General features: G+C 55.4%; 15 protein-coding genes and 1 tRNA gene. 9 read left to right on the top strand and 7 right to left on the bottom strand.

What is annotated here, in order from left to right; genetic code table 11:
- The first annotated feature begins 64 nt into the window (after positions 1–64).
- Positions 65–2518 (top strand): DNA topoisomerase (ATP-hydrolyzing) subunit B, encoded by a 2454-nt coding sequence (gene gyrB, locus FMN63_RS01125; protein ID WP_148582107.1) that lies wholly within the window; start codon positions 65–67, stop codon positions 2516–2518.
- Between the two features lie 68 nt (positions 2519–2586).
- On the opposite strand, the gene FMN63_RS01120 is transcribed toward gyrB, so the two are convergent.
- The gene (locus FMN63_RS01120; RefSeq protein WP_209000871.1) at positions 2587–4680 is read right to left on the bottom strand and encodes a GGDEF and EAL domain-containing protein; all 2094 of its coding nucleotides are present in this window, start codon (positions 4678–4680) and stop codon (positions 2587–2589) included.
- 341 nt (positions 4681–5021) lie between these two features.
- Here FMN63_RS01120 and FMN63_RS01115 point away from each other — a divergent pair, with 341 nt between their 5' ends.
- The gene (locus FMN63_RS01115; protein WP_148582106.1) at positions 5022–5438 is read left to right on the top strand and encodes a septal ring lytic transglycosylase RlpA family protein; all 417 of its coding nucleotides are present in this window, start codon (positions 5022–5024) and stop codon (positions 5436–5438) included.
- Between the two features lie 358 nt (positions 5439–5796).
- Here the strand turns inward: FMN63_RS01115 and FMN63_RS01110 are convergent, their stop codons facing one another.
- Positions 5797–7353 (bottom strand): cryptochrome/photolyase family protein, encoded by a 1557-nt coding sequence (locus tag FMN63_RS01110; protein WP_148582105.1) that lies wholly within the window; start codon positions 7351–7353, stop codon positions 5797–5799.
- A gap of 325 nt (positions 7354–7678) precedes the next feature.
- Between FMN63_RS01110 and FMN63_RS01105 the strand changes: the two genes are divergently transcribed.
- The 4 genes from FMN63_RS01105 to FMN63_RS01090 all read left to right on the top strand — a co-directional run bounded on the left by FMN63_RS01105 (position 7679) and on the right by FMN63_RS01090 (position 10745).
- A tRNA-Arg gene (locus tag FMN63_RS01105) sits at positions 7679–7755 on the top strand.
- A gap of 158 nt (positions 7756–7913) precedes the next feature.
- A complete protein-coding gene (locus FMN63_RS01100) occupies positions 7914–8672 on the top strand; it encodes a helix-turn-helix domain-containing protein (RefSeq protein WP_148582104.1) in 759 nt (252 codons plus the stop codon).
- Positions 8669–9130, top strand: coding sequence for a plasmid mobilization protein (locus tag FMN63_RS01095; protein WP_502706260.1), 462 nt, complete (start codon positions 8669–8671; stop codon positions 9128–9130). The genes FMN63_RS01100 and FMN63_RS01095 overlap by 4 nt, the downstream gene beginning before the upstream one ends.
- A complete protein-coding gene (locus FMN63_RS01090) occupies positions 9120–10745 on the top strand; it encodes a relaxase family protein (protein WP_148582102.1) in 1626 nt (541 codons plus the stop codon). The genes FMN63_RS01095 and FMN63_RS01090 overlap by 11 nt, the downstream gene beginning before the upstream one ends.
- A 184-nt stretch (positions 10746–10929) precedes the next feature.
- On the opposite strand, the gene FMN63_RS01085 is transcribed toward FMN63_RS01090, so the two are convergent.
- From FMN63_RS01085 to FMN63_RS01075, 3 genes are all read right to left on the bottom strand, one after another.
- On the bottom strand, positions 10930–11352 hold the full coding sequence (locus tag FMN63_RS01085) for a very short patch repair endonuclease (protein ID WP_353619084.1): 423 nt from the start codon (positions 11350–11352) through the stop codon (positions 10930–10932).
- Positions 11353–11375: 23 nt separating this feature from the next.
- Positions 11376–12425 (bottom strand): DNA cytosine methyltransferase, encoded by a 1050-nt coding sequence (locus FMN63_RS01080; RefSeq protein ID WP_148582101.1) that lies wholly within the window; start codon positions 12423–12425, stop codon positions 11376–11378.
- A gap of 72 nt (positions 12426–12497) precedes the next feature.
- Positions 12498–13202 (bottom strand): KpnI family restriction enzyme N-terminal domain-containing protein, encoded by a 705-nt coding sequence (locus FMN63_RS01075; RefSeq protein ID WP_148582100.1) that lies wholly within the window; start codon positions 13200–13202, stop codon positions 12498–12500.
- Positions 13203–13297: 95 nt separating this feature from the next.
- On the opposite strand from FMN63_RS01075, the gene FMN63_RS01070 reads away from it, so the two are divergent.
- From FMN63_RS01070 to FMN63_RS01060, 3 genes are read left to right on the top strand one after another with little or no spacing between them, the layout of a single operon-like run.
- Complete coding sequence (locus tag FMN63_RS01070; protein WP_148582099.1) at positions 13298–14788, top strand: ATP-binding protein; 1491 nt, start codon at positions 13298–13300, stop codon at positions 14786–14788.
- The gene (locus FMN63_RS01065; protein ID WP_148582098.1) at positions 14789–15781 is read left to right on the top strand and encodes a PD-(D/E)XK motif protein; all 993 of its coding nucleotides are present in this window, start codon (positions 14789–14791) and stop codon (positions 15779–15781) included.
- Complete coding sequence (locus FMN63_RS01060) at positions 15778–18666, top strand: Z1 domain-containing protein (RefSeq protein ID WP_148582097.1); 2889 nt, start codon at positions 15778–15780, stop codon at positions 18664–18666. Before FMN63_RS01065 ends, FMN63_RS01060 begins: the two co-directional genes overlap by 4 nt.
- A gap of 164 nt (positions 18667–18830) precedes the next feature.
- Here the strand turns inward: FMN63_RS01060 and FMN63_RS01055 are convergent, their stop codons facing one another.
- Together FMN63_RS01055 and FMN63_RS01050 are read right to left on the bottom strand one after the other, a co-directional pair.
- Positions 18831–22025: a phosphoribosyltransferase-like protein gene (locus FMN63_RS01055; protein WP_148582096.1), complete on the bottom strand. Its 3195-nt coding sequence runs from the start codon at positions 22023–22025 to the stop codon at positions 18831–18833.
- Between the two features lie 342 nt (positions 22026–22367).
- Positions 22368–23537 carry a Fic family protein gene (locus tag FMN63_RS01050; protein WP_148582095.1) on the bottom strand — a complete coding sequence of 390 codons (1170 nt, stop codon included), beginning with the start codon at positions 23535–23537 and terminating at the stop codon, positions 22368–22370.
- Positions 23538–23595 lie beyond the last annotated feature (58 nt).

The following is a 23595-nucleotide window of genomic DNA, read 5'->3' as shown; positions in this document are numbered from 1 at the left end:
GAACCCCCGCCGGAACCCCGTATAACGGGGATGGAAAAGAAAAATCGATTGGTGATTGATTCGCATGAGCGACACGTCCACGCCCGACAGCAGCCCGACCCCCGAAACCAATAGCGGTGCCGAATATGGCGCCGACAGCATCAAGGTCCTCAAGGGTCTCGATGCCGTGCGCAAGCGGCCCGGCATGTATATCGGCGACACCGATGACGGCTCCGGTCTGCACCACATGGTGTATGAGGTGGTCGACAACGCCATCGACGAAGCACTTGCCGGTCATGCCGACCACGTGACGGTGACCCTGAATCCGGACGGATCGGTCACCGTATCCGACAACGGCCGCGGCATTCCGACCGATGTGCACACGGAAGAAGGCGTGTCGGCCGCAGAGGTCATCATGACCCAGCTGCACGCTGGCGGTAAGTTCGACCAGAATTCCTACAAGGTTTCCGGTGGCCTGCACGGTGTGGGCGTTTCCGTGGTCAACGCCCTGTCGACCAAGCTGGAACTGCGCATCTGGCGCAACGGCAACGAACACGCCATGACCTTTGCCCATGGTGATGCCCAGGCACCGCTGAAAGTGGTCGGACCTGCCAATGGCCGGAAAGGAACCGAGGTTACCTTTCTGCCGTCCACGGAGACCTTCACCAAGACCGAGTTCGATTTCGGCACCCTGGAACACCGTCTGCGCGAACTGGCCTTCCTGAACTCCGGCGTCCGCATCATCCTGACCGACAAACGCGGTGTTGAGGACAATGTCGAGGAGCTGTTCTACGAAGGTGGCCTGGAAGCCTTCGTGCGGTATCTGGACCGCGCCAAGCACCCCTTGATCGAAGCACCGATCAACATGCGGGCCGAGCGCGACGGCATCACCGTCGAAGCCGCCATGTGGTGGAACGACAGCTATCATGAGCATGTACTCTGCTTCACCAACAACATTCCGCAGCGCGACGGCGGCACCCACCTTGCCGGTTTCCGGGCGGCGCTGACCCGGCAGGTGACCGGTTATGCGGAAGCGACCGGCCTGATGAAAAAGGAAAAGGTGAACCTTTCCGGCGATGACTGCCGCGAAGGCCTGACCTGCGTTCTTTCCGTCAAGGTGCCGGATCCCAAGTTCTCGTCCCAGACCAAGGACAAGCTGGTTTCCTCGGAAGTGCGTCCGGTCGTTGAGAACCTGATTTCGCAAATCCTGAGCGAATGGCTTGAGGAGAACCCCGCCCCGGCCAAGACGATCGTCTCCAAGGTGGTGGAAGCGGCCTCCGCGCGAGAAGCTGCGCGCAAAGCGCGCGAGCTGACCCGCCGAAAGGGCGCTCTCGACATCGCCTCCCTGCCCGGCAAGCTTGCCGACTGTCAGGAGCGCGATGCTTCCAAAGCCGAACTCTTCCTGGTGGAGGGTGATTCCGCAGGTGGCTCTGCCAAACAGGGCCGTCACCGGGAAAACCAGGCTGTGCTGCCTCTGCGCGGCAAGATTCTCAACGTGGAACGTGCCCGCTTCGACAAGATGCTGTCCTCCAACGAAATCGGAACGCTGATCACGGCGCTCGGCACCGGGATCGGCAAGGAGGAATTCAACGTCGAGAAATTGCGCTACCACAAGATCATCATCATGACCGATGCTGACGTGGACGGTGCGCACATTCGAACCCTGCTGCTGACCTTCTTCTTCCGCCAGATGCCGCAGCTGATCGAGAACGGCTACATCTATATCGCGCAACCGCCGCTCTACAAGGTCAAGCGCGGCCAGTCAGAGCAGTATCTGAAGGACCAGAAGGCGCTGGAAGATTATCTGATCGGCCAGGGCCTCGACGAAGCCTCCCTGACGCTTGCCAACGGCGAAGTGCGCACTGGCGAGGACCTTCGTGCGGTGGCCGAGACCGCCCGTGCGATTTCCGACATCTTCGACGGATTGCATTCGCGCTACAACCGGGATGTGGTCGAGCAGGCAGCGATTGCCGGTGCGCTGACACCGGAAATGCTCGACGACAAGGGCAAAGCCGAAGAAGCCGCCGCCTATATCGCCCGGCGCATGGATATTCTGGCTGACGAATTCGAACGGGGCTGGACCGGCGAAGCGCAGGACGACGGCAGCCTGGTGTTCAAGCGGATGGTGCGCGGCGTGCAGGAAGCCGCCATGATCGATGCCGCTTTGCTGGGGTCCACAGACGCGCGCCGACTGGCCGCGCACGCCGACCATCTGAACGAAATCTACGGCAAGGCCGCCGTCTTGCGGCGCAAGGATATCTCCACGGAGATACGTGGCCCGAGGACCCTGCTGGCGCAGATCTACGCTGCCGGCCAGAAGGGCATTTCGCTTCAGCGCTATAAAGGTCTTGGCGAGATGAACCCGGAGCAGCTCTGGGAAACGACGCTCGACCCGAATGTCCGCTCCCTGCTGCAGGTGAAAGTGCGCGAGGCGGACGACGCCGACGATATCTTCACCAAGCTGATGGGTGACGAGGTCGATCCACGGCGCGAATTCATTCAGGAAAACGCGCTGGCCGTCGCCAATCTCGACATCTAAGTTACCGAAAAGACAAACAAAAAGAGCGGCGCCAGGCGTCGCTCTTTTTTGTGCGCACCGAGCGTCGATCAGGCGCCTGGCCAAGGCTCCGGACGGCCGAAGAAAAAGCCCTGCGCCGCTTCGATGTCCAATTCGCACAGCAATCTTGCTTCTTCAGATGTTTCCACGTGCTTGGCGATCACCTTGATGCCGAGTTCATGCGCTGCACGGACCAGGCCGTTCAAGATGGCGGCCTTCGCCGGCTCTTCCACAACCTGCTGGGTCAGGCTCGATTCAAGCTTCAGCCAATCGACGCGCAGGCCGGTCAACCGGGACAGCACTGGCCAATGTCCGGCAAAATCGTCGATGGCGGTCTGGCAGCCAAGTTCATTCACGAACCGGAAAAACGCCTGCACGCTGGCAGGTTCGCGCAGAAAATCCTTCTCCGCGATCTCAAGGCAAAGCTTGGCCGCCAGCAGCGGATTGACCGACAGACGCTGGTAGAGACCGTCGCGGAAATTCGGGTCGCGGGCCGATTCCGCCGATACGTTCATCGTCAGAATGCTGCGGTCTGAATTCCGCTCAGCCGCATCCAGCACCTTGTCCAGGGTCCAGGCATCCACTTTCGCAATGAAACCGGAGCGTTCGGCGGCCGAAATCCAGGCCCGCGAAGACAGGCCCCGCGCCCGGTCGCCCTTGAGACGCAACAGAATCTCCGATCCCCAAGGCTTGCCGCGCTTGAGGCAGACAATCGGCATTGCATAGAGGGTCAACTCATTGCCGCGGAAACTGCCCGGCTCGGGCAGATCGACCAGTTCGCCGCCCACGCCTTCGAAATCCTGTGGCTGGACCGCGTGAACCTGCACCGAACGGCCTCCAAATCGCTTGCCGCGCAGACAGGCCCGATCGGCCAGGCCCAGAAGAGCTGCCGCATCGGTTTCGCGCAATTTGATGCCACCACCGAGATAGGCGACCCCAATGGATCCGCCGATGGTGAACACACGGTCCCCGACCTCTAGGCGGATGCGGTCAAAAGCACCGAGAATTTCTTCGGCAATATCGAGGGCGGCTTCCTCACTGGCGACCGGCACCATGCCCGCAAATTCGTCGCCGCCGATCCTGGCGGCGGTGCCGAATTCGCCCAAAGTCAGGCGCAGGCAGGCCGCAACACGCAAAAGCATATCGTCGCCCGCATCGTGACCGCCAAGATCGTTGACCTTCTTGAATTCGTCGAGATCGATATAAAGAACGGCCAGGCCCGTTTCCGTGTCGGTTGCCAGCCGCTTCAGTTCACGCTTTAGCGCCCTGGTGAAAGCCCGGCGGTTCTCCAGCCCCGTCAACGGATCGAGATAGGCCAGACGCCTGTTTTCCGCGGTTTCCTGAGGGCAATCAACATTGCGCCGAATGACAGCCATGGACGCGCGGTTGCCCAATTGCTCTTGCCCCGCGCCGGGAATGGGGACGACCCGCACTTCGCACATCTGACGGTCCGCGGCACGGCCTGCGGACTGAAAACTCCTGTTTTCAGGAATATAGAGGGTTTGTGGCAGTCCGCCTTCCAGACTTGCCAAGGCTTCGGCCAGTAAGTTGGCATCGTAATCACTGCCGATCAGTTGCAGAAGTTTTTCAGCTCTTGCCTCGACACTTTCAGAGGCACCAAACACCAGAACATCGTCCGGAAAATGTTCCATGAGATCAAAGCCAGGTTCTTCCTTTCCGGAGAACGCGGCGTTGTTTACCGGTTCGGACATCACGACCATCTCGTCCTCCCGGTTTTGCTCCAGTTCGAACTGAACCAGAACGGCCTGACGTTCACCCGGCAGTGAAACAAAGGATGTGCAGATCATGTGGTGGCAGAAAGTTTCCCCCGATTGCATGAGGATCGCACCGCTTGCCTGTGCCGGGATACCGCCGAACGCCGCTGACAGAACCGGTTCGCACCGCCGCCAGCATTTTTCTGAAAGAAGTGCGGGCAAGCTGAGAGGAACCGGCGAGACACCTTTTGCCGCACAAAGCGCCTTCATTTGCTGATTATGAACCAGGAAGCTGCCATCCTTCGTGACATAGGCCGCAGCATGAGGGAGCACCTCCAGCAAGGACGTGTGGAAGCCTGTAAGAGTATTGTTTCGTGCACGACCGGATTGTTCCAGCCGGTCACTCAAGAACCGATGGCTGACCTGCACCAGACCGCCCTTTCAAAATTATTCGTCAGGTTGGCGCTAATCAATACACTTGCGCCGTCGCTATGAAAAATTACTAACACAGTTCAGTATTTAAAATTGATGCAGAAAAACAACCCACAACTCTTAGGATTTTTATAGTAAATGAAATGTTAATCTTGAAATTTTAAATGTAATTAAAATCTTGTTATAAATTTATACTAATGCCGAATTCGTCCAGAAAATCTGCCACATTTTGATCATTGTCACGGCTTAAAGGCGCCGCTACGGAATGTTATTGGCTGTGACTCAAAATTGTGTTCACGATCTATCGGGGCGGCTTGAAGGGCTCCAGGGGGACAATCATGAAGAGAAGTGTTCTCGCACGGCACGTATCGCGCGTCGCGCTGAGCGGTGTTTTGCTTCTGGCAGCTGGTGCTCTCACCAGTGCTCAGGCCGGTGCCTATCAGCAATGCGGAAAAGCATCCTGGTACAAACTCGGGGGCACCACCGCCAGCGGGGAACGCGCCAACCCGAACCAGCTTACTGCCGCACACAGAAGCCTGCCTTTCGGAACGCTGGTGAACGTCACCAACCTTGCCAACGGCAAGACCGTCACCGTCCGGATCAATGACCGGGGCCCTTATGCCAAAGGGCGCGTTATAGATGTGACCTGGGCCGCAGCAAAAGAGCTCGGCTTTGTTCGAAAAGGCATTACGCGCGTCAAAGTTTCCAGCAAATCAGGAAAAATTTCCTCCAATTATAAGCAAATTTGCCGATAACATTCCTGCGCTCTAAATGCCGTTGCTTTGAAGCGACGGCATTTTTTAAATGTACGACAACATTAAGGTGCTGAAATTAATAAATTAATTTAAGCTGCAAATTGTTTCATATTTAACTCAGTATGAATAACGATCAGTCGCATTACAGTGAATCAAAAAATAAAATATTTTACGGTAATGACAATCCCAAGAGATGCCGCTAGAGTTGCCGCCGTGGTCGATGGGGCCACGTGCACAGTAACTTTATTCGCGCAGTCTCACGACTGCGCGTTTTTTTTGTGACACCGGCCTTGGCCCGACAAACGGCAGAAAGCCGCGCTCCAGAGCGCTTCGCCGGTCCTGACATGGGAAGAAACCTTCAGACTTCTTCCCCATCAAAGAGGCGCTTGCGAAAATCTGCCGCGCTTTCCTTCAGGGCCTCTTGCCGGTCTGTCTTCATTCTGTCCCAGGACGCATAGGGCTGAGCCAGGCGCGGATTGCCGCGCAGTGTCTTGCTGTTGCGATCCAGAAAGTCCCAGTAGAGCGCGTTGAACGGGCACGCCTCCGCCCCTGTCTTCTGACGGACGTCATAGGAGCAGGTGCCGCAATAGTCCGACATGTTATCGATGTAGTTGCCGCTTGACACATAAGGCTTCGAGCCGAGCAGACCGCCGTCGGCAAACTGGCTCATGCCGATGGTGTTGGGAGCTTCAACCCATTCATAGGCGTCCGCGTAGACCATCAGATACCATTCATGCACGTCCTTCGGCCTGACGCCCGTCAGCAGCGCAAAGTTGCCGGTCACCATCAGTCTTTGAATGTGGTGGGCATAGGCCTCTTCCAGCGTCTGACCAATGGCCTCGGCAAGGCAGCGCATGCGGGTCTTGCCCGTCCAGTAGAAGTCCGGCAACGGCTGGTCTGCGCCAAGCGCATTGCTGTCGACGTAGTGCGGCATCTTCAGCCAGTAGATACCACGCACATATTCGCGCCAGCCAAGAATCTGCCGGATGAACCCTTCGGCCGCGTTGAGCGGAATCTTGTCCGCCTGCCAGGCCGCCTCCACCTTCCGGCACAGCACCTTGGCGTCCAGCAGGCCAGCATTCAGATAGGCCGACAGCACAGAGTGGAACAGGAACTTCCGGTCCCGCAGCATGGCGTCCTGATAGGTTCCGAAATCAGCCAGAGCCTCCTCCAGGAAATGATCGCAGGCTTTCTCGGCGTCCTTGCGGGTCACCGCAAACCAGAATGGCTCCAGGTCGCCGATATGCTCTGAAAACCGCTCGCCGACCATATCCAACACCTCCCGCGTGGTCGCGTCGGGCTTGAAGTGTTTCGGCTCGGGCATGAAAAGGTCCGGCTTTGCCGGTTTGCGGTTGTCGGCATCATAATTCCACTTGCCACCCGCCGGTTTGTCGCCGTCCATCAGCAAGCCGGTCGAACGGCGCATTTCCCGATAGAAATATTCCATGCGCAATTGCTTGCGCCCATCCGCCCAGGCCCGGAAATCCGCGACCGTTGAAAAAAACCGCGTATCCGTGAGGACCTCCACCGGCAGGCCGAAGGCATCCGACCACGAGCGCATGTCCTCCAGCACCCGCCATTCACCGGGCTCGGTGACCAGTAGCTGCTCCGGCTGCAGGCGGCCACACGCGCGCTCCACCTCCCCTTTGAAACTGCCAGTGTTGTCCGGGTCGTCCAGCTTGACGTAATCAACCGTCCATCCGTCCTGCCGAAGCTCTTCGGCGAAATGGCGCATGGCCGAGAACAGGAAGGCAATCTTCTTCTTGTGATGGCGTACATAGGTGGCTTCCGTCATCACCTCAGCCATCAACACCCTGTCGCGGTCCGGGTCTGCCCGCTTCAAACTGGAGAGGTCCATGCTCAACTGGTCCCCCAGCACAAGAACCAGCGATCGGCATTTATCTGTCTTGGTCATCGGTCTCTGCAAAACTCAGGTCATCGACCTTCCTACGCACGACCCCCGCCGCCCTATCACCGCACCGGACATTTTTTTCCAGCTTCCAGACCCCTCCGACATTTCAGCCCTGCCGTTTGCGTCGAGTCGCCCGCCAAGATTTTCTTGGAGCTTTGTCGGCACTTCACACACATCAAAGCCGCCTCAAGCAAGCAAAGCGCCCACTTTCATCTGGCAGTACAGCCACGCCGATATCTTGTCCAAAATCTCAAAAAGCAATTGCCCCGGATCGCCGGATCTTGTATCAGACCCCTCTATCCGCCGCGCAAATCCCGCGCCGCGACGAGCACCCGTAGCTCAGCTGGATAGAGCGCTGCCCTCCGAAGGCAGAGGTCACAGGTTCGAATCCTGTCGGGTGCGCCAAAAATCTGAAGCAAATTCAAAAACTTATAGAAGTCTGCGTGTTGCTCGAAACGGGCATTGTTCGCAGTATGTACGAGAAACGACTTTTGTTCGCGTTTTCTCCCTGGCCACGACCACAGTTCATCTGCGGGTAGCGACATCATTCCAGGGAGGCGCACATGGCTGAGCGCCGTCCATTCCGGGAAGTGAAGCTTCAGTGGCTGCGTCTGCTGAGCTGTGATGCCAATATCAACGACAATGCGAAGTGCGTTGCCCTCTATATCGTGACCGCACATGTGAACGGCCACACCGAGAAGGCGTGGCCGTCCTACAAGACCATTGCCGAAGCAACCGGCAAGAGTGTCAAATCCATCCAGCGTGCCATCCGCGATCTGGAAGAAGGTGGCTGGCTTGGCGTTCAACGCGGGAATGGCGTCGGGCACAATACGGAGTATTGCCCCACCGACGCATCGATCCTAAAGGCCTCCGAGCTTCGAGAAAAGACGGACAAATCTGTCTCCCTTACCCCGTCAGAAGGCGGACAGATCTGTCCTGAAAAGCGGTCAGATGTGTCCGGCAAAGGCGGTCAAATCTGTCCACCAAACTTAGAGAAAGAAAAAAATAAAAAATCTAACGCGCGTGAGGCGCGCGCGAAGGCCGCTTCCCGCCGTTCCATTCCCATCGTCGTGCTTCCAACAGCTCAAACCCGGCAGGTCGATGAGTGGAACGCCTGGCTGGCCGAAAAGACCCTGCCCGACCTGGCCCTGTTCGATCTCGCAACCAGCGTCAACGGCTCGTCCGGATACCAGCTTCCAGGACGATGGCCACCGGAAGATGGCTCGGACAAAGAACAGGATTGCCTGTCGTATTTCCTGAACAGACTGCCGGCAATCCCACACCAAACGACCTCTCAGGCAGCCTATAGGCAAGCGGCATGACTGCGGCGGATCTGACGAGAGCAAGGCGACCCGTGTCATACGACACAGGACCTTGCGAGGGGCGGCAGGCCTCCCCTTCGAACCCCTCCGGACCGCAAACGGCCCGTCTCGACGAGACGGTTGTTATGCGCTGTACGACGGAGGAAAAGAGATATCTCAAGCAACGTGCGGCCGCGGACAAAATCTCCGTTTCGGAGCTGTTGCGCGGAGCCTTGGGGCAGATCAAAGCGCCTCGCCGTCGTGCCACGCCGCAGGCCGATCCGCAGCTTGTGACGGCGCTCAGTCGCATCGGTACCAACCTGAACCAGATCGCACGCGCCGTGAATGCCGCCCAGGCGGCTGGCGACATGCGTCAGCTCGACGGACTGCAGCTGCTTGCCGAGTTGATCGGCATCGAGCGCCAGATGTCGGCCCTTCTTGCCAACCACACACGGCGGGACGCAGATCATGCTGATTAAGCTGTTCGGCAGTGGCAAGGGTGGCGGCACGGCGCCGGTCGATTACCTGATTGCCTCTCATGTGCTCGCCTACGACGCCAATCGCGATCTCATCCGCGACGATGCTGGCGTCCCGCTGATGAAGAGCCGCGATCCGTTGCCGGAGGTCTTGGCGGGCGCCCCGGACCACACCCGTGCCCTGATCGATGCTTGCCCGCACGCCTGGACGTACCGGGCGGGTGTGATCAGCTTCGACAAAGACGACGATCCGACGGAAGAGCAGCAGCAGGCCGTCATGGATGCCTTCGACGAGCTTGCCTTTGCCGGTCTGGACCGCGACCAGGTCGACATGCTCTGGGTCCGGCACAGCCATGAAGGCCGCGTGGAACTGCATTTCTGCACCCCTCGCATGGAGCTCACGTCAGGCAAAAGCCTGAACATCGCTCCGCCTGGCTACCAGAAAGCCATGGATAGCCTGCGTGACATGCTCAACAAGGAGCATGGCTGGGCCGACCCGCAAGATCCGGCCCGGTCGCAGGACACCAAGCAGCTTCCGGAAAAGAAACTTCGGGCCCAGGGCCGCGAGGACATCCAGAACTGGCTGGAAGACCTGATCGTCGCCGGTCGCATCTCATCCCGGCCGGACATGGTCGCCGCGCTCGAGGCTGCCGGATTCGAACTGCCCCGCCAGGGCAAAACCTATATCACAGTCAAAGACCCCGACAGCGACACCCGCTGGCGGCTCAAGGGAGACATTTTCCATGCAGATTGGACCAGAGAGAAGACCGCTCAGAGAGCGGCTGAGCGAGAACATCGAGCAGGCGCGCCAGGAGGATCAGAACGCCTCGCTGCTCGAAGCCTTTCAGACCTCCGAGACGAATATCGAGCGCATGTTGAAAAGCGCAGGCTCTACAATCAGCAAAGATATCCGCTCGTCTCAGGAGAAACTGAACGCGACCTTAGAAAGGCATTTGAGGTCGAGCGAGGATCAGATCCATCAGCTGAAAATCAGCATGGCGGAAAAAGAGAGATTGGCCACGAAGAACCGCCTTCTGAAACTGTCAGCGGCGGCCCTGATGTCAGCCGTCCTGACGCTTGGCGGGGTCCTGTTCCTGAACCATCAGCTGAGATGGGCTCTGATTACCTCGGCCTTCAATCAGACGACCTACACAGAATTTCCGATCCTGATCTTCGACACGAAAACCGGGACATACCAGCGTTGCCGGGACGCAGCCGGACAATTCTCTTGCCAACTAACCGAGTAGAGCCCCATGACAGACACCAATCCCTCAGCACCGAACCTGCCATCCCAACAAACGCTGACGCCGCTCGAGCGCGGATTGCTGAGCATGGTCGAACGCTTGACCAACGCCTTCGAGCATTCGACCGCTCAGCTGGAGCATTTGGAAAGGCGCTCGACCGGCTTGCTGGAAGAACGGCTGACCGAACTCGAAACGTTGCTCGACAGGTCCATCAGCTCGCAGCGGGCCTTCGACGAGGCTTTGCTCGACTTGCTCAATGCGCAGGACTCCTCAGGCAGATCGGTGGAAGAGCTTCGCAAGGCCTCGGGCGAAATCAAGGCCATTCTGCGTCAAGAGCGATGAAGACGCGACGCCAGACTGCGCTGGAACGTTAGCATTGCGCAAAGGCAGTAAATACTCGCGCCCTAGCCAATGACGTGAATGAGCCGCAAGCGGATTGGCGGGTTTCAGTTTGAAAATCGATGAAACAGACGCTCGTTGAGTCTGCGAAATAAGCTGCGCGTCGGCCGCTTGGTTGGACTAGAGAGGAAAGGCAAGAAACGCATAGAGATATATTTGTCAGTTAGATGGACACAACCTATCGATCGCCGCACGTAACCTCTTTTCGATACTGCTCTCGTCCTTAAGCTCACATTCCCACAGGACGAGTACGGTCCAGCCCAAAGCCAAAAGTGCAGCCTGCTGCGTCCGATCCCGCGCAACATTTGCCTCGAATTTCGCTTTCCAGAATTCCCGACGCGTCGCAGGCATTGAGGCGCGGCTACAATCGGTGTGACGATGCCAGAAGCACCCGTGCACGAATACGGCTAAACGATAGCGCGGAAACACCAAATCTGGCCGACCCGGCAGATCAGCGCGGTGTAACCGGAAACGAAGGCCTATCCGATGCGCGATACGACGCACTCGCATTTCTGGCTCTGTGTTTTTACCGTGAACGCGGGCCATATTCTGACTGCGGCGTTCAGGGTCGAGCTTGTCCACAATCCCTCCGACTGCCCGAGAGGTCAGGCTGTCAATTTCATCGGCTTCAACATGCGCACCACCATACGCCCAAGTTCTGCAGCAAGTGGAGGAGGCACGGCGTTACCGATTTGACGCGCAATTTCAGTCTTATTGCCGCTGAACCGAAAATCGTCTGGGAACCCCATCAACCGCGCGGCTTCCCGATGTGTGATCGGACGGTGCTGTTCGGGATGCAAATAGCGGCCTTTCTCAGGTTTGAAGAATTCTGTGCGGATGGTAACCGACGGCCGATCCCACCAGAGCCTACCGAACAGATCGGTACCACCGGATGTTTTCCTCACCCAGCAATCTGGAGTCAGATTTGGCGCGTTACGCTGAAGGTCGAAGCGATTTCCCCCCTTCGGAACGGCTTTATATCGCGCGATACTGAGTTCGGTCGGACGGCGACCAAAGTGCAGATCGATTGGGGAGCCGACGCCGATCTCGGTACCGACCGGTTCTGGTAGATCACCGATGGCTTCCTTGACCGTGCGCCAAGGGGGCAGATTCAGCTTCTTACTTGGGTCAGCGTGGGTAGGACGTGGCGGAAAATGTGGCTCGGCGACACGACGCCAACCGACGACGATAGTCCGCTTTCGGTTTTGAGGCGCGCCATAGTCCGCCGCGTTTACGATCGCCGCCTTGGTTAGGAAGCCATATTCAGCCGCCCTTGCTCGAATCGCGACGAGTTCGGGTGAACGAAGCAGTTCGGCAACGTTCTCCATCACGAACACACGCGCATTGGAACGATGGGCGATCTCAAGATAAGGTTCCCACAAAGCACGCCGACTATCGCCGTCACGCTTCTTGTTGAGCAAACTAAATCCTTGACAAGGCGGCCCACCAATCACTACGTCAGCCTCTGGGATTTCGGCTGTTTTCAACCACGCATCTATGTCGCCGCAATATGCTTGGCCGGAAAAATTAAGTTCATGCGTTCTAACCGCAGACGCATCGTTATCGACTGCCAGGAGCGGTTCTATACCCTCGCTGCGAAAGCCAAGCGACATGCCACCAGCACCGCAAAACAGGTCAATAAGGCAATAGGCCATGTAAAAATCTGACTGCCTTTTCTTCGATTTACGGGACAGAATGTAGATTAATGGCGGTCAAAAAACTAGGCATCAAGTCTCCAATAAAAAAATACCTGGGGGTACATCGGCGGCGGTTAGATCAGCGCCCCTGATCATGCAGCCGCTCGCCGCCATTTCCGCGACACCGAGCGTCCACGTGGATTTGTTACCAACGAGATAGCGAAGTTCCTCGGCTGTGATCCGCTGGTTAGGGAAACGTTCGAAGTATTCTCGCACCAGATTTCGCACAGGTTCCTTTGACGTCCGCATAATCTTGGTGGCGCTCCATCGCGTGGGTGCTAGAGCATCTCTACGGTCCTCCAACAGAATATATTCGTCAGTCGCCATGCCGCCCGGCACACGTTTCAAAACGTCCCGAGACGCACTCAAGGTTCGAAGGTCGCGAACCGCCATTCCAGATATGATCGGCCAACCATGGTCTGCTCGAGCTTCGCGAATGCGGCGTGGATAGTCGCCAATGCCGGAGACAACCATTAACTCATCAGTGTGAACGATACGTCCAGTTTGCACACGTAAATAAGCAATCATACGAGCGCGCCCTGAGTCCGAGTCGTCCGGCGCGAGCGATGCACCGATGGATGCACCGAGATCCCTTAGGATATGGTGTACCTGCACCAGCTCACCGACCTGCTCTCCGACCGAGCCATGCTTTAGTCGATTAGGCAAATCGCTCAGCACTTCGATTAGTCTGGAATGGAGCGATTCTATATCGTAGTTCTTTACGCGCGGAGTCATGATCACTTGAATACAGCATGTGACCGCCCATCGCTACCGTGTTGCTCAATTGTTCGACGTATTGGTAGACGATTGCATCCGGTTAGGGGGAGGAAATGCTTGAAGGTTTGAAGGCTGTCGACAGCACCAATCTCCCCCCGGAAGGGGATGGTACCATCCGAGCATTGTCGAGGATCGGATATGACCTTTCTGACGCGTTGGCGGACCTGATCGACAATTCGATTGATGCGGGCGCGAGCAGAGCGGAAATCACAATATACCGGAGCGATGACGAGGTTACCTCGGTGACTATCGCAGACGATGGACGAGGCATGAGCGATGCGGAACTGCGGATTGGTATGCAATTCGCAGCACGTACCGATCACAATCCGAACGATCTTGGTGCATTCGGTTTGGGACTAAAATCGGCATCATTTAGTCAGTGCGAAACTTTGACCGTCATCTCCCGTAAAGCCGGCACCACTGCGGCAGCGCGCTGGTCCGTCGAGCAGATCGGCAAAGACTGGAAGTGCGAACTTTTGGAGAGCGCCGCCTCTGAAGCTGAGTTTCGTAGACTCTGTATTCCAGCAAAGCGACCCGTGACTGGTACTATTGTCGTGTGGGACAGGTTGACGCGGCTTGCCGTCGGAAGCGGTGATCACGATCTTGACGAGTTTCTCGCCAACGAAGTGGCCATCATCGAAGCGCATCTTGGCCTTGTGTTCCATCGCTTCTTAACCGCGGGCTCGCTGATCCTAACGATTGTGGTAAAGCACGAGCGTCGCAGCCTTGCCCTGCCACGAACGGTTAAACCTCGCGACCCGTTTGACTATCGCCGCTCGGGATCGGAAGGCTGGCCGAAGAAGCTGATCACCGAACTGCCAGGCGTTGGCACGCTAAATATGGAAGCGCATATCTGGCCAGCGGGATCGCTCGCGGACGGATATCTGCTGGGTGCCAAAAGCGGCCTTCGATGGCAGGGGTTCTACTTTTATCGCAACCACCGCATTATTCAGGCGGGCGGGTGGAACGGCGTTGTCCGCAACGAGCCGGATAACGATCTAGCGCTTGCTCGGGTAAGCATCGAACTCCCGCCAGGCGGATTGGAAATGAACGTGCAGAAATCAGCGTTGCAGGTGACCGCTGCGCAAGAGCAGGCGTTTCTCGGTGCCCAAGGCGATGGCATTACATTCGAGGAATACCTAGAGGAGGCGCGCAAGGTTTGCACTTCCGCCCGACGAGCGAACAAGGCGCCGAAAAACGTCCCATTAGTACCTGGTCAAGGCATTCCAATGCCAGTGCGACGAACTGCCCAGAAAATTTTAGCCAGCAGTGGGCCGCATCAGGAACTGGATTTTGTTTGGCAAGTGTTGGATCAGGAAGAATTATTTCGCCTGGACCTCGCAGAAACCCGTGTTTTGCTCAACAAAAACTATCGTCGCGAGATCTTGGGTGAGGCCTCCGCGTCCGCCACAGACGCTCCGATCATCAAGATACTGATATTTCTTCTGTTTAAGGACGATTTCGAGCGATTTCGGTTTTCAGCGAAACGTAACGCGTACCTCAAAGCGTGCAATGCGCTGCTCCTCGAAGCAATAGGCATATAAATGACAACCGAAGTTTCGATGCTTCCGCCCTGGGAGGACATGCTGAGCAACTATGTCGAACCAGGACTGCCGCACCGGTTGACTGTACGAACCGCGCCTGGAATTCACATTTTTACCGACGCCTCTGCCTCACGCATCGGCGCCAGATTTGAACTGACGACGGAAGCCCCAGCGGCGCCGAAATCTAAGCTTGAACAGATCGAGGTGAACGACGTCAGCACTGACGGGCGCAGATGGCTTGAGATTTCGACTTCAGTTCCGCGGCTTTTCGAAAGCTTCTACCGGTTGATCACCCAAATTACGAATGCGGTCTTGAGCGGCACGGCACCCCATGTAGGGCTCGAACAGGCGGTCGGTCTGTGGGACAGTCTCGTCGAGGAAATCTCGCTCCTGTCCGAGGAGCGCCAAGCTGGTCTATTCGGCGAGCTATTGCTCCTCGAAAGGTTGCTGCTGAACGGCACGTCTGATGCGGTAGCCTCATGGGTTGGCCCCGATCGTCAGCCGCACGACTTTCGCGTAGGGGTTCAGGAATTTGAAGTGAAAACGACGTCAAGCGCGAAACGCGTGCACACGATAAACGGGCTAGACCAGTTGCAGCCGAGTACTGGCTGCACACTCTTCTTGATCTCGATGCAACTCACCGACGCGGGCACAGGTGGTCGAAGCCTTCCGGAACTAGTGGATGGTTTGAAAACTGTTATGCCCGCTACAGATATCGCACAGTATGATGCACGGCTTCAGACCTCGGGATATGAGGCACGTCACGCGGCACACTACACGCGACGGCGTCGCCTCAGAAGCGAGATGGCTTTGATTACGGTCGAGGACGGTATGCCTAGATTAACCGCAGCATGCCTTGCGGCACTACCTTCCAGCTATGCAACCGAACGTATTGGTTCAGTTACCTACGACATCGATGTTACCAACCTCGGAGTCACTGACGGCTCTGATCAATTTCTAGCTGTTATTCCACTGGCGGTATACGCATCATGATGTTCGATATTCTACACAGTGCCCTGGCTGGAATGACGGACATTCCAAAAAGGCTCTTTCGTGCGCTCGAGTTTGCTGCCGAACAGCGAGATGTTGAAAATTTCGAAGCCGCCACTCTGCTCGATCACCTCAAGACGTGTCCCGCTACAGATGACGCGTTGAGCGCATTGCGGCATCGGCTAGCGCTATGGGACAATGCCGATGGCGAATGGGCAAAAGGCTCGCCACGCAATTCCCAGGCCCGTCGAGAGGTCATCTATCAGCTACTCTCGCTGGATAAGGACTGGACTGCGCTCTGCGAGGAGCGCCTACAGTTCCACCCTCTCGAAGAAGCAACCGTGATCGCAGTAAAAAATACTCCCTGGTACACGCCCGAAGTTCGTGCGGCGCGGTCCTTTTATTGGAATGCTTATGAGCGTCAGCTCCGGGCCAATAACTGGGACGACGACGCTGTCAACCAGCTAGATCAGAATACCAATAGAATCGTTGAGAAACTGGCCAACCCGAAGGCCAGGGCGGCGTACCAGTCCAAAGGATTGGTAGTCGGCTATGTTCAGAGTGGAAAGACAGCCAATTTCACCGGCTTAATCGCGAAAGCCGTGGATGCTGGCTACAGACTAATCATCGTGATGGCGGGCTTGCTGGATGTGCTTCGTTCTCAAACCCAGCGGAGGATCGATAAGGAACTAATCGGTCGCGAACTGCTACAGGACGAATATCAGACCGATCCTGACTATGATGAATTTGTATCGCACGGAAAGCGGCCGAGTGAATTGTCTGCTTTCGATATCTATAGACTCACCGGGCCGGATACGGATTATAAGAGTTTAGCTTACGGAAAAGAGGCGCTAAAATTCGACCGCAAAGATATGTCGCTTCCATTCTGGGCCGAAGAAAACCTCCACCCGTCGACCGCTCGAATTGCAGTCGTCAAAAAGCATCCAGCGATCCTCCAGAAACTCGCAGCAGATTTGCGCTCATTGTCTCGCGATAATCTCGGAGCACCACTCGACCAAGTGCCGGTGCTCATCATTGACGATGAGAGCGATCAGGCATCAATCAATACTGCAGCACCGTCGCCGTCTGGTGAGGTGATCGACCGGACGAAAACCAACAAGGCAATAGTTGGGCTGCTTTCGCAGCTTCCACGATCACAATACGTTGGGTTCACCGCGACACCCTCAGCAAATGCACTCATCGATCCCGGCGCCGCTGAGGACATCTTCCCGAAAGATTTCCTCATTTCTCTGCCGCGACCCGTCGGCTATATGGGTGTAGCAGATTTCTATGACCTTGATTTACCGTCTGATGGCACCATTGGTCCCAATCAGCGCGACTTCGTGCGAAGCGTTACAGGTGAGGACGAAGACGAGAGTAATTTGCGCAAAGCAATAGACAGTTATGTGCTGTCCGGCGCCGTCAAACTTTTCCGAGCTAACGCAAATCCAATATTTAAGTTTAAGCACCACACTATGCTGGTGCACGTCTCCCAGCTGCAAGCTGACCACAAGGATCTTGCCAGAAAAGTGCAGAGCATCTATGGCAAATCTGGGTATGAAGGTGGCATGGGATTGCCGCGCCTCGAGGAGCTATTCAAACGCGACTTCCTCCCTGTTTACAAGGAACGCGGCGGGGATCTGCCGTTCCCAGCAGACTTCGAAGAATTGACACCTTTTATCGCCGAATGCCTACAAAAGATAGGAGAACCATCACAGGCTATCCGCATCATTAACACCGAGCATAAAAAGAACACTCCTGATTTCGATCGTGAACGTGTCTGGAAGATACTCGTCGGCGGCGCAAAACTCTCGCGGGGCTATACCGTCGAGGGGCTGACTATCAGCTATTATCGGCGACGTGCTGGGGCATCCGATACACTTATGCAGATGGGCCGCTGGTTCGGCTTCCGAAAGGGATATCAGGATCTAGTGCGGTTGTTTATCGGTACGGATGAGATTGACGGCGGCCCGAAGTCGAAAAAGCGGATTAATCTTTACGAGGCATTCGGCGCAATCTGCCGAGACGAGGAGATGTTCCGTCGCGAGCTTGCTCGCTATGCCGAGGATCCGGATATCATTCCTGCGGCGATACCGCCTTTAGTGCCAGCGCACATGCTGCGCCCCACGGCCCCAAACAAGATGCGAAATGCTAGGATCACTTTCCGCAACTTTGGGGGTGAGTTGTCAGAATCTACTTACGCACCAAATGACGCAACAGCGAAGCATCACAACATTGAAGCGCTACAAGCTCTGATCGTGGGATGTACTCCGACGCATTTCAATGCATCTGCAAAATATGAGAAGGCAACAAAGTCTTTCTCAGCCTTCGTTTTCGAGACTTCGAACGAAAAGGTGATCACTTTCCTGAAGGCATACAAATGGTATGACGATAAATCTCCGGAAAGAAAGTTCGGAAACCCGCTTCACCTGCAGCTCGAGTTTCTGGAGGGCTCGGCGGGTGACCCCGGTATCGATCGGTGGTTAATCTTGAGCCCGAAAATATCGACACCTCAATCCACCTTTCGTCTGGCAGGCGAGAAACTCCACGTGGTGTATCGTTCGCGGCAATCGTCGTCGCGATTCAACACCTACAACGATAAAGTTCATCGAGCCTTCGCGCGACATATCGCAGGCCCTACTGAACTCGAAGATGCTTCAAAAGAATTTGAGACATTGAAGGCACCTCGCACCGGAGTGATGCTGCTCTATCCGATTACTGAGAAAAAGGGCCGCGGGAAGACGCAAAGCATAACAGTTGGCTTCACGTTGCTTTTCCCCCCGAACAAAATTCGGAATGCCGTCGGTTTTACTGTTCATGTGCCTGCGCAACCGTTCGATGCGCTGATCGACCTGAATAGCGTCGAGGAGACTAACAATGCTGATTAGTGTGCGTAGGCTGACGGCTGATAGAGATTCGTTGAGTAGATGACGCTTTGCGAAGCAGAAAGGGGTCGCGAGGCATTGACCTAATGGGATGAACTGCCTCCCCACCGAGACGCAGCTTCTAAGCAACACACCAGAAAGGCAGTTGATTGCAAGTACATCTTATTTCAGTTTATCAGCCTTTCGAAAAGCGGGCGCCATTGAGGTGCTGCTCCCTTGCCTCGTGAGTGTAGAAGCGGAAGACTGTTGTTGGGTACAGTTGTCGGAAAGACCACATTGAGGCTTTGAGAACCATATCCCAAAGGTGCATTCTTATAGATTGTTGCGCCGATATCAGTAGCCAACGCCTTTGCCCTGTCCCGTTCTTCAACCGTCGTAAAGATACCTTTTTCACCATGGAAAATTGATGAGTGCTCGTCCAGGGTTTCGCCAGCACGGAAATCTATCCGATCGTAGCTCAGTTCGGACAGCTCACGCAGCAGCACCTTTTGGCCTTCAACAGTCGTGAGCAACGCAAATGCCAGAACTAGAGGCCTACCATCTTTAAGCAAGTCCAAGTGAGAATCGTGGAATTTTTTCATATTCGCAGCAAGGGATTGGCCCGTACCAACCATATCATCTATAATTACGATCAACTTTGGCACGCCGTGCCGCTCCTCGTGCTGCCGATAGGCTTCTTCAAAGTTTGAAGGAGGCAATATGGCGGTGGCGGCAATGAGGTTCTCCTCAGCGTACAAGGACGCATACTTTTGTCCGCTTTTCCCCTCTCCGTCGACGTAGGTTATGACGACGTCATTGCGCCGTTCTGATGCTTTCCGTCGTACCGCTGCATCGATCATTCCGAGCATTGTGAGGCGGGCACCCCGTATGCGCTCCAGAACATCTGCTTCGGACAAAAATCGCGTGGCCTTAAGGATGTTGAATAGTGCCCGCTGATCGCGATTACTGGGACGCTGGTTTAGCCATGCGCGAACTTCCTCTGCGCCGACATGCCTACCTCTGTAGGTGGGCCATTCGCGGGTCAAAGAAACTAGTTCCTCAGAAAGAACACGCGCGTCGTCTTCCGCGCGTTGTGTAACAGCAGCCAGATCCTGAGATAAAGCATCGGCAGCCAGTCTGGTCAGACCAACATCGACGAGCCACAGCTCAAAGATAGGCAGGACTGCACGGTACAGCCCCCCTTCTTCGAACAGCACTTCACGACTTACAAAGTCGGCCAACACGCTTTTAAGTTCAGCTTCTGACAGATCAGAGCCACTTCTCTGTTCGTAAATCTCGGCGAAAGTTGCTGGCCGGCTAGTCCTGAAACATCGGGCGAGGGCCGCGAGCGCGCGCTTTCGCTTTAGTACAATGGGCTCGCGCTCATCAATTGGTGCAAATATTCCATCCTGCCAGAGATGGGCGAACAGATTGTCGTCAAAGCGTGAAATTTCAGCGGTGACCGACTCCCTAACTTCTTCTCTCGTGATGTCAACGTCGCGTTCTCTCAAGGCGCGCGCGAAAACTTTCGAGCAGATGATTTTACTGAAATATGGGTTCCCGTTGGTAAGGTCGTACACTTCATAGATGGCGTCATCATGCCATTCCAAAAAACCATCAGAGGGCTCGCGGATCAGCCGAACATAATCATCCCACTCAGAAGCACGATCAAAGTATGTCAAATTCACGCGCGAGAACTTGTTGAGTTTCTGTCCCTGTCGATCCATGACAAAAGGCATATTTTCCCCACCAACAAGTAGCAGGCAAATATTGTATGTAGCTGTTAACGCACGAATATTTCCAAAAACAGTGTCCGCCAAATTTCCTTGCAGATAAAGGTCTTGCGGCATTTCATCGAATTCATCGACAATGACCACAAAGCGATGATCTGGATCTAACGTTTTCGCCGTAGCCGAGAGTTTGATTAGCGGGGAGAGCGAACCTTCGAAGTTTCCTTTAGGTACCTCGACGTTTTTTGGAAGTTGACTGAAAATAAATTCCTCAATCTGCTCGCCTAGTTGGCGTAAGGAAACACGGGGATCCTCATGAGCGATCTGACCCCACAAAATATAATGCCAGGAGAGTTTTTCCTTTGGGTCTCGCATACGCGCCTGCGTTACCGAGGCAGTGGCGAGCGAGGTTTTTCCAACCCGTTTTTGACCAGTGATGTAAGATGGCTCCATAGGTCGCCGCAGCATTCGCGCCACCAGTATTTGCACTTGCTCGCGCCGCCCAACAAACTGTTCCCCTTCTGCCGGCCCCGTACCATAGGGATCCGCGTAGGTATATGCGTCCCATTCGATATTGGATGCCTGCGCGAGAACGCGCACCTCAAAATCGGCTTTCTTTCGCGCAGCAGTGCCAACTTCACCCCATTCCATCTCCAAAATTGCAGAGACCTCTGTGCTTGGGTCAACAACGTGAATGTCGAGTGCAACTGAAAACTTTCCGGGTGACACGCTCCCGACTACAATTTCCTCATTAAGGAACATGATTTCTTGGCTATCACTCAAGACGTTAACGCGCACATCAATCGCGGCGCCTCGACCTTTGCTACTGAACGGCACTAAAATGCGTAAATCGCGGCCAACCTCGAGTAACGGATAATGCTTAGGTAACGTCGCCCCGGACCAATCTTGATCGACGAACGCAGTAAACCGCCCCTGCTGCGAGTCGATGAACTCTCGTAGCCGTTCTGAAGCACCCACCAAGAACGGCTTAAGATAATCAACGGTGACAAAAGACGGGTCATTCGTCACCAAACTCATTGTATCATTTATAGTGTTCTCACACGTCTCCACATCGGCGACGAGCGTCGTGGCAATATTTGAAACTTGCTCAAGGCTAGAGAATACGGCTTCAACCGCGTCCCTGACTTCTGGAATTTTATAGACAGCGCCGAACTCGAGCAGTCGTCCATGCGAAAGCGAGCTACGAATTGTATTGCGTGCCGATAGAAGCGATCCAAATGTCGTATAGCTCCTACTGAGGGGGGCTAATTGTCCATCCACCCATGATTTAACGCCTCTCAGTACATCAAACTTCTCGTAAGTTTGACTCTTTTCATGGAGCTTGAGAAAACCGCACAATCCAGGGAGTCCTTTCTCAGCCAAGACTACTGTATTCCTAGCGAGATTGTTCACGTTGTTTGTTTCGATAAAATCATCAATCGCGATCGCACGAAGTAAGATTGACGCCGCAGTATTTGGGGGCTGGGTTAGGCCAGCCAACACATTCACAGCATCTCCTACCGACCCTTCGGGTGGAATGTTTGCAAGGCCGAATAAAAGCGTCCGCAGCACCTTACGAGCAGCAACCAAATCCCGGTCAATTATCCGAGTTTCGAATTCATTAAGTGCTTTTTGAATTTCAAAATTTGTCATTATCAGGAACTAACGTTCATTCTCGAATCAAGGACAAACCACCAAGGGTTGAAAAAAATAATAAATGTGTCCGGCTGTGAAATTCAACTTCATCTCGAGAGATGCTGCCAAAACTTGCCTCGAAACGGGAGATTAATTCAAATAATTTTTAGAATACTCGCCGTGTGTATCGATAGCGCGGCTCATAGAATACCCGAGTGGAACAGATGCATAATGCATGCAATATCGTGTCCGCTATCGGGCTTACCCCAGAAGTTCAAACGGCAGAAATGGGGGCGTAAAACGGCCGCAAGAGCAGTTGTTTCTCAAGACAATGGAAACGAACTCATCTTGCCAAGCTTGTTACAGTGCCGCCCCTTCGCTCAAGATATTCAAATAGGCTCGATAGGCGAATACGCGGCCACGTTTCCGGCCTGTTACCTCATCAACCAACCCAAGTGATTGCAACTGCGCCAGGGCTGCATTGACCGTTGGCATTGTGAGCCCACTTTGTTCAACTGCAGCGGCTGCTGTTAGGAATGGGCGCGTACGCATTAGGTCGTGGACTTGGAGAACCGAACCGGTCCGGTCCGCTTCCGCAACAATCCGCTCGCGGTCCTCTGCTAGTAGGGAAGCGATCCGGTTTGCGGTTTCAAACGCCTGGTTGGCGGTTTCCGCGACACCATCCAGGAAGAATTCGAGCCAGGCTTCCCAAGCGCCGTGCTCGCGCACTTCCTGCAATAGGCGGTAATAGTCGGTACGATTGGTCTTCAGATAAAGCGAGAGATAGAGAAGCGGTTGTCGCAGAACACCCTCGGCGCAAAGGAACAGCGTGATCAACAAACGGCCCAGTCTGCCGTTGCCATCCAGGAACGGATGGATCGTCTCGAATTGCACATGGAGCAATCCCGCCTTGATGAGCGGGGGGATGTTCTGAGCGTCGGAGTGCAGAAAACGCTCCCAATCTCCAAGGCAGCTCATCACCTCATTTGGAGGTGGGGGAACGAACATTGCGTTGCCTGGGCGCGTTCCGCCGATCCAGTTTTGCGAGCTGCGAAATTCACCAGGGTTTTGTGTGGCGCCTCGACCACTGTCGAGCAGCCTTCCATGCATCTCGCGAATAAGGCGAAGGGAAATCGGTAACGTGGCCATCCGGTCAAGGCCGTACATCATTGCATCGACGTAGTTGGAAACTTCCCGAATGTCATCGAGCGGCGCGCCGGCGACTGCTTCCGTTTCAAACCGCAAGAGATCGGACAGCGTCGATTGCGTTCCTTCGATCTGCGAAGACAGAACCGCTTCCTTGCGGACGTACATGTAGAGAAAGAGTTCCTTGTTCGGCAGAAGGACCGAAACCCCGTCCAACCGCCCCAGTGCCCGCTCTGCCGCGCTCAGGCGTGTCAGAAGGTTTGAGAGGTCAATGGGAGGCTTCGGCGGCAGCGGCGGGGGCACAAAGGAACGCACGCGTTCACCGGCTACCGACGTCTCGACAAACTTTCCCAAGCGTCCGTCCAGTTCGCGGATTTCGGGCACGTAAGAGCCTCCAAAGCGTTAAGTGCGGCGATTTAAATAACGGAGTTCGTTAATTAAG

Source organism: Stappia sp. BW2, from assembly GCF_008107695.1.
Taxonomy (GTDB): Bacteria; Pseudomonadota; Alphaproteobacteria; order Rhizobiales; family Stappiaceae; genus Roseibium.
Note: the sequence above shows the minus strand (reverse complement) of the source record. Positions and strands in the feature narration are given on the sequence as shown.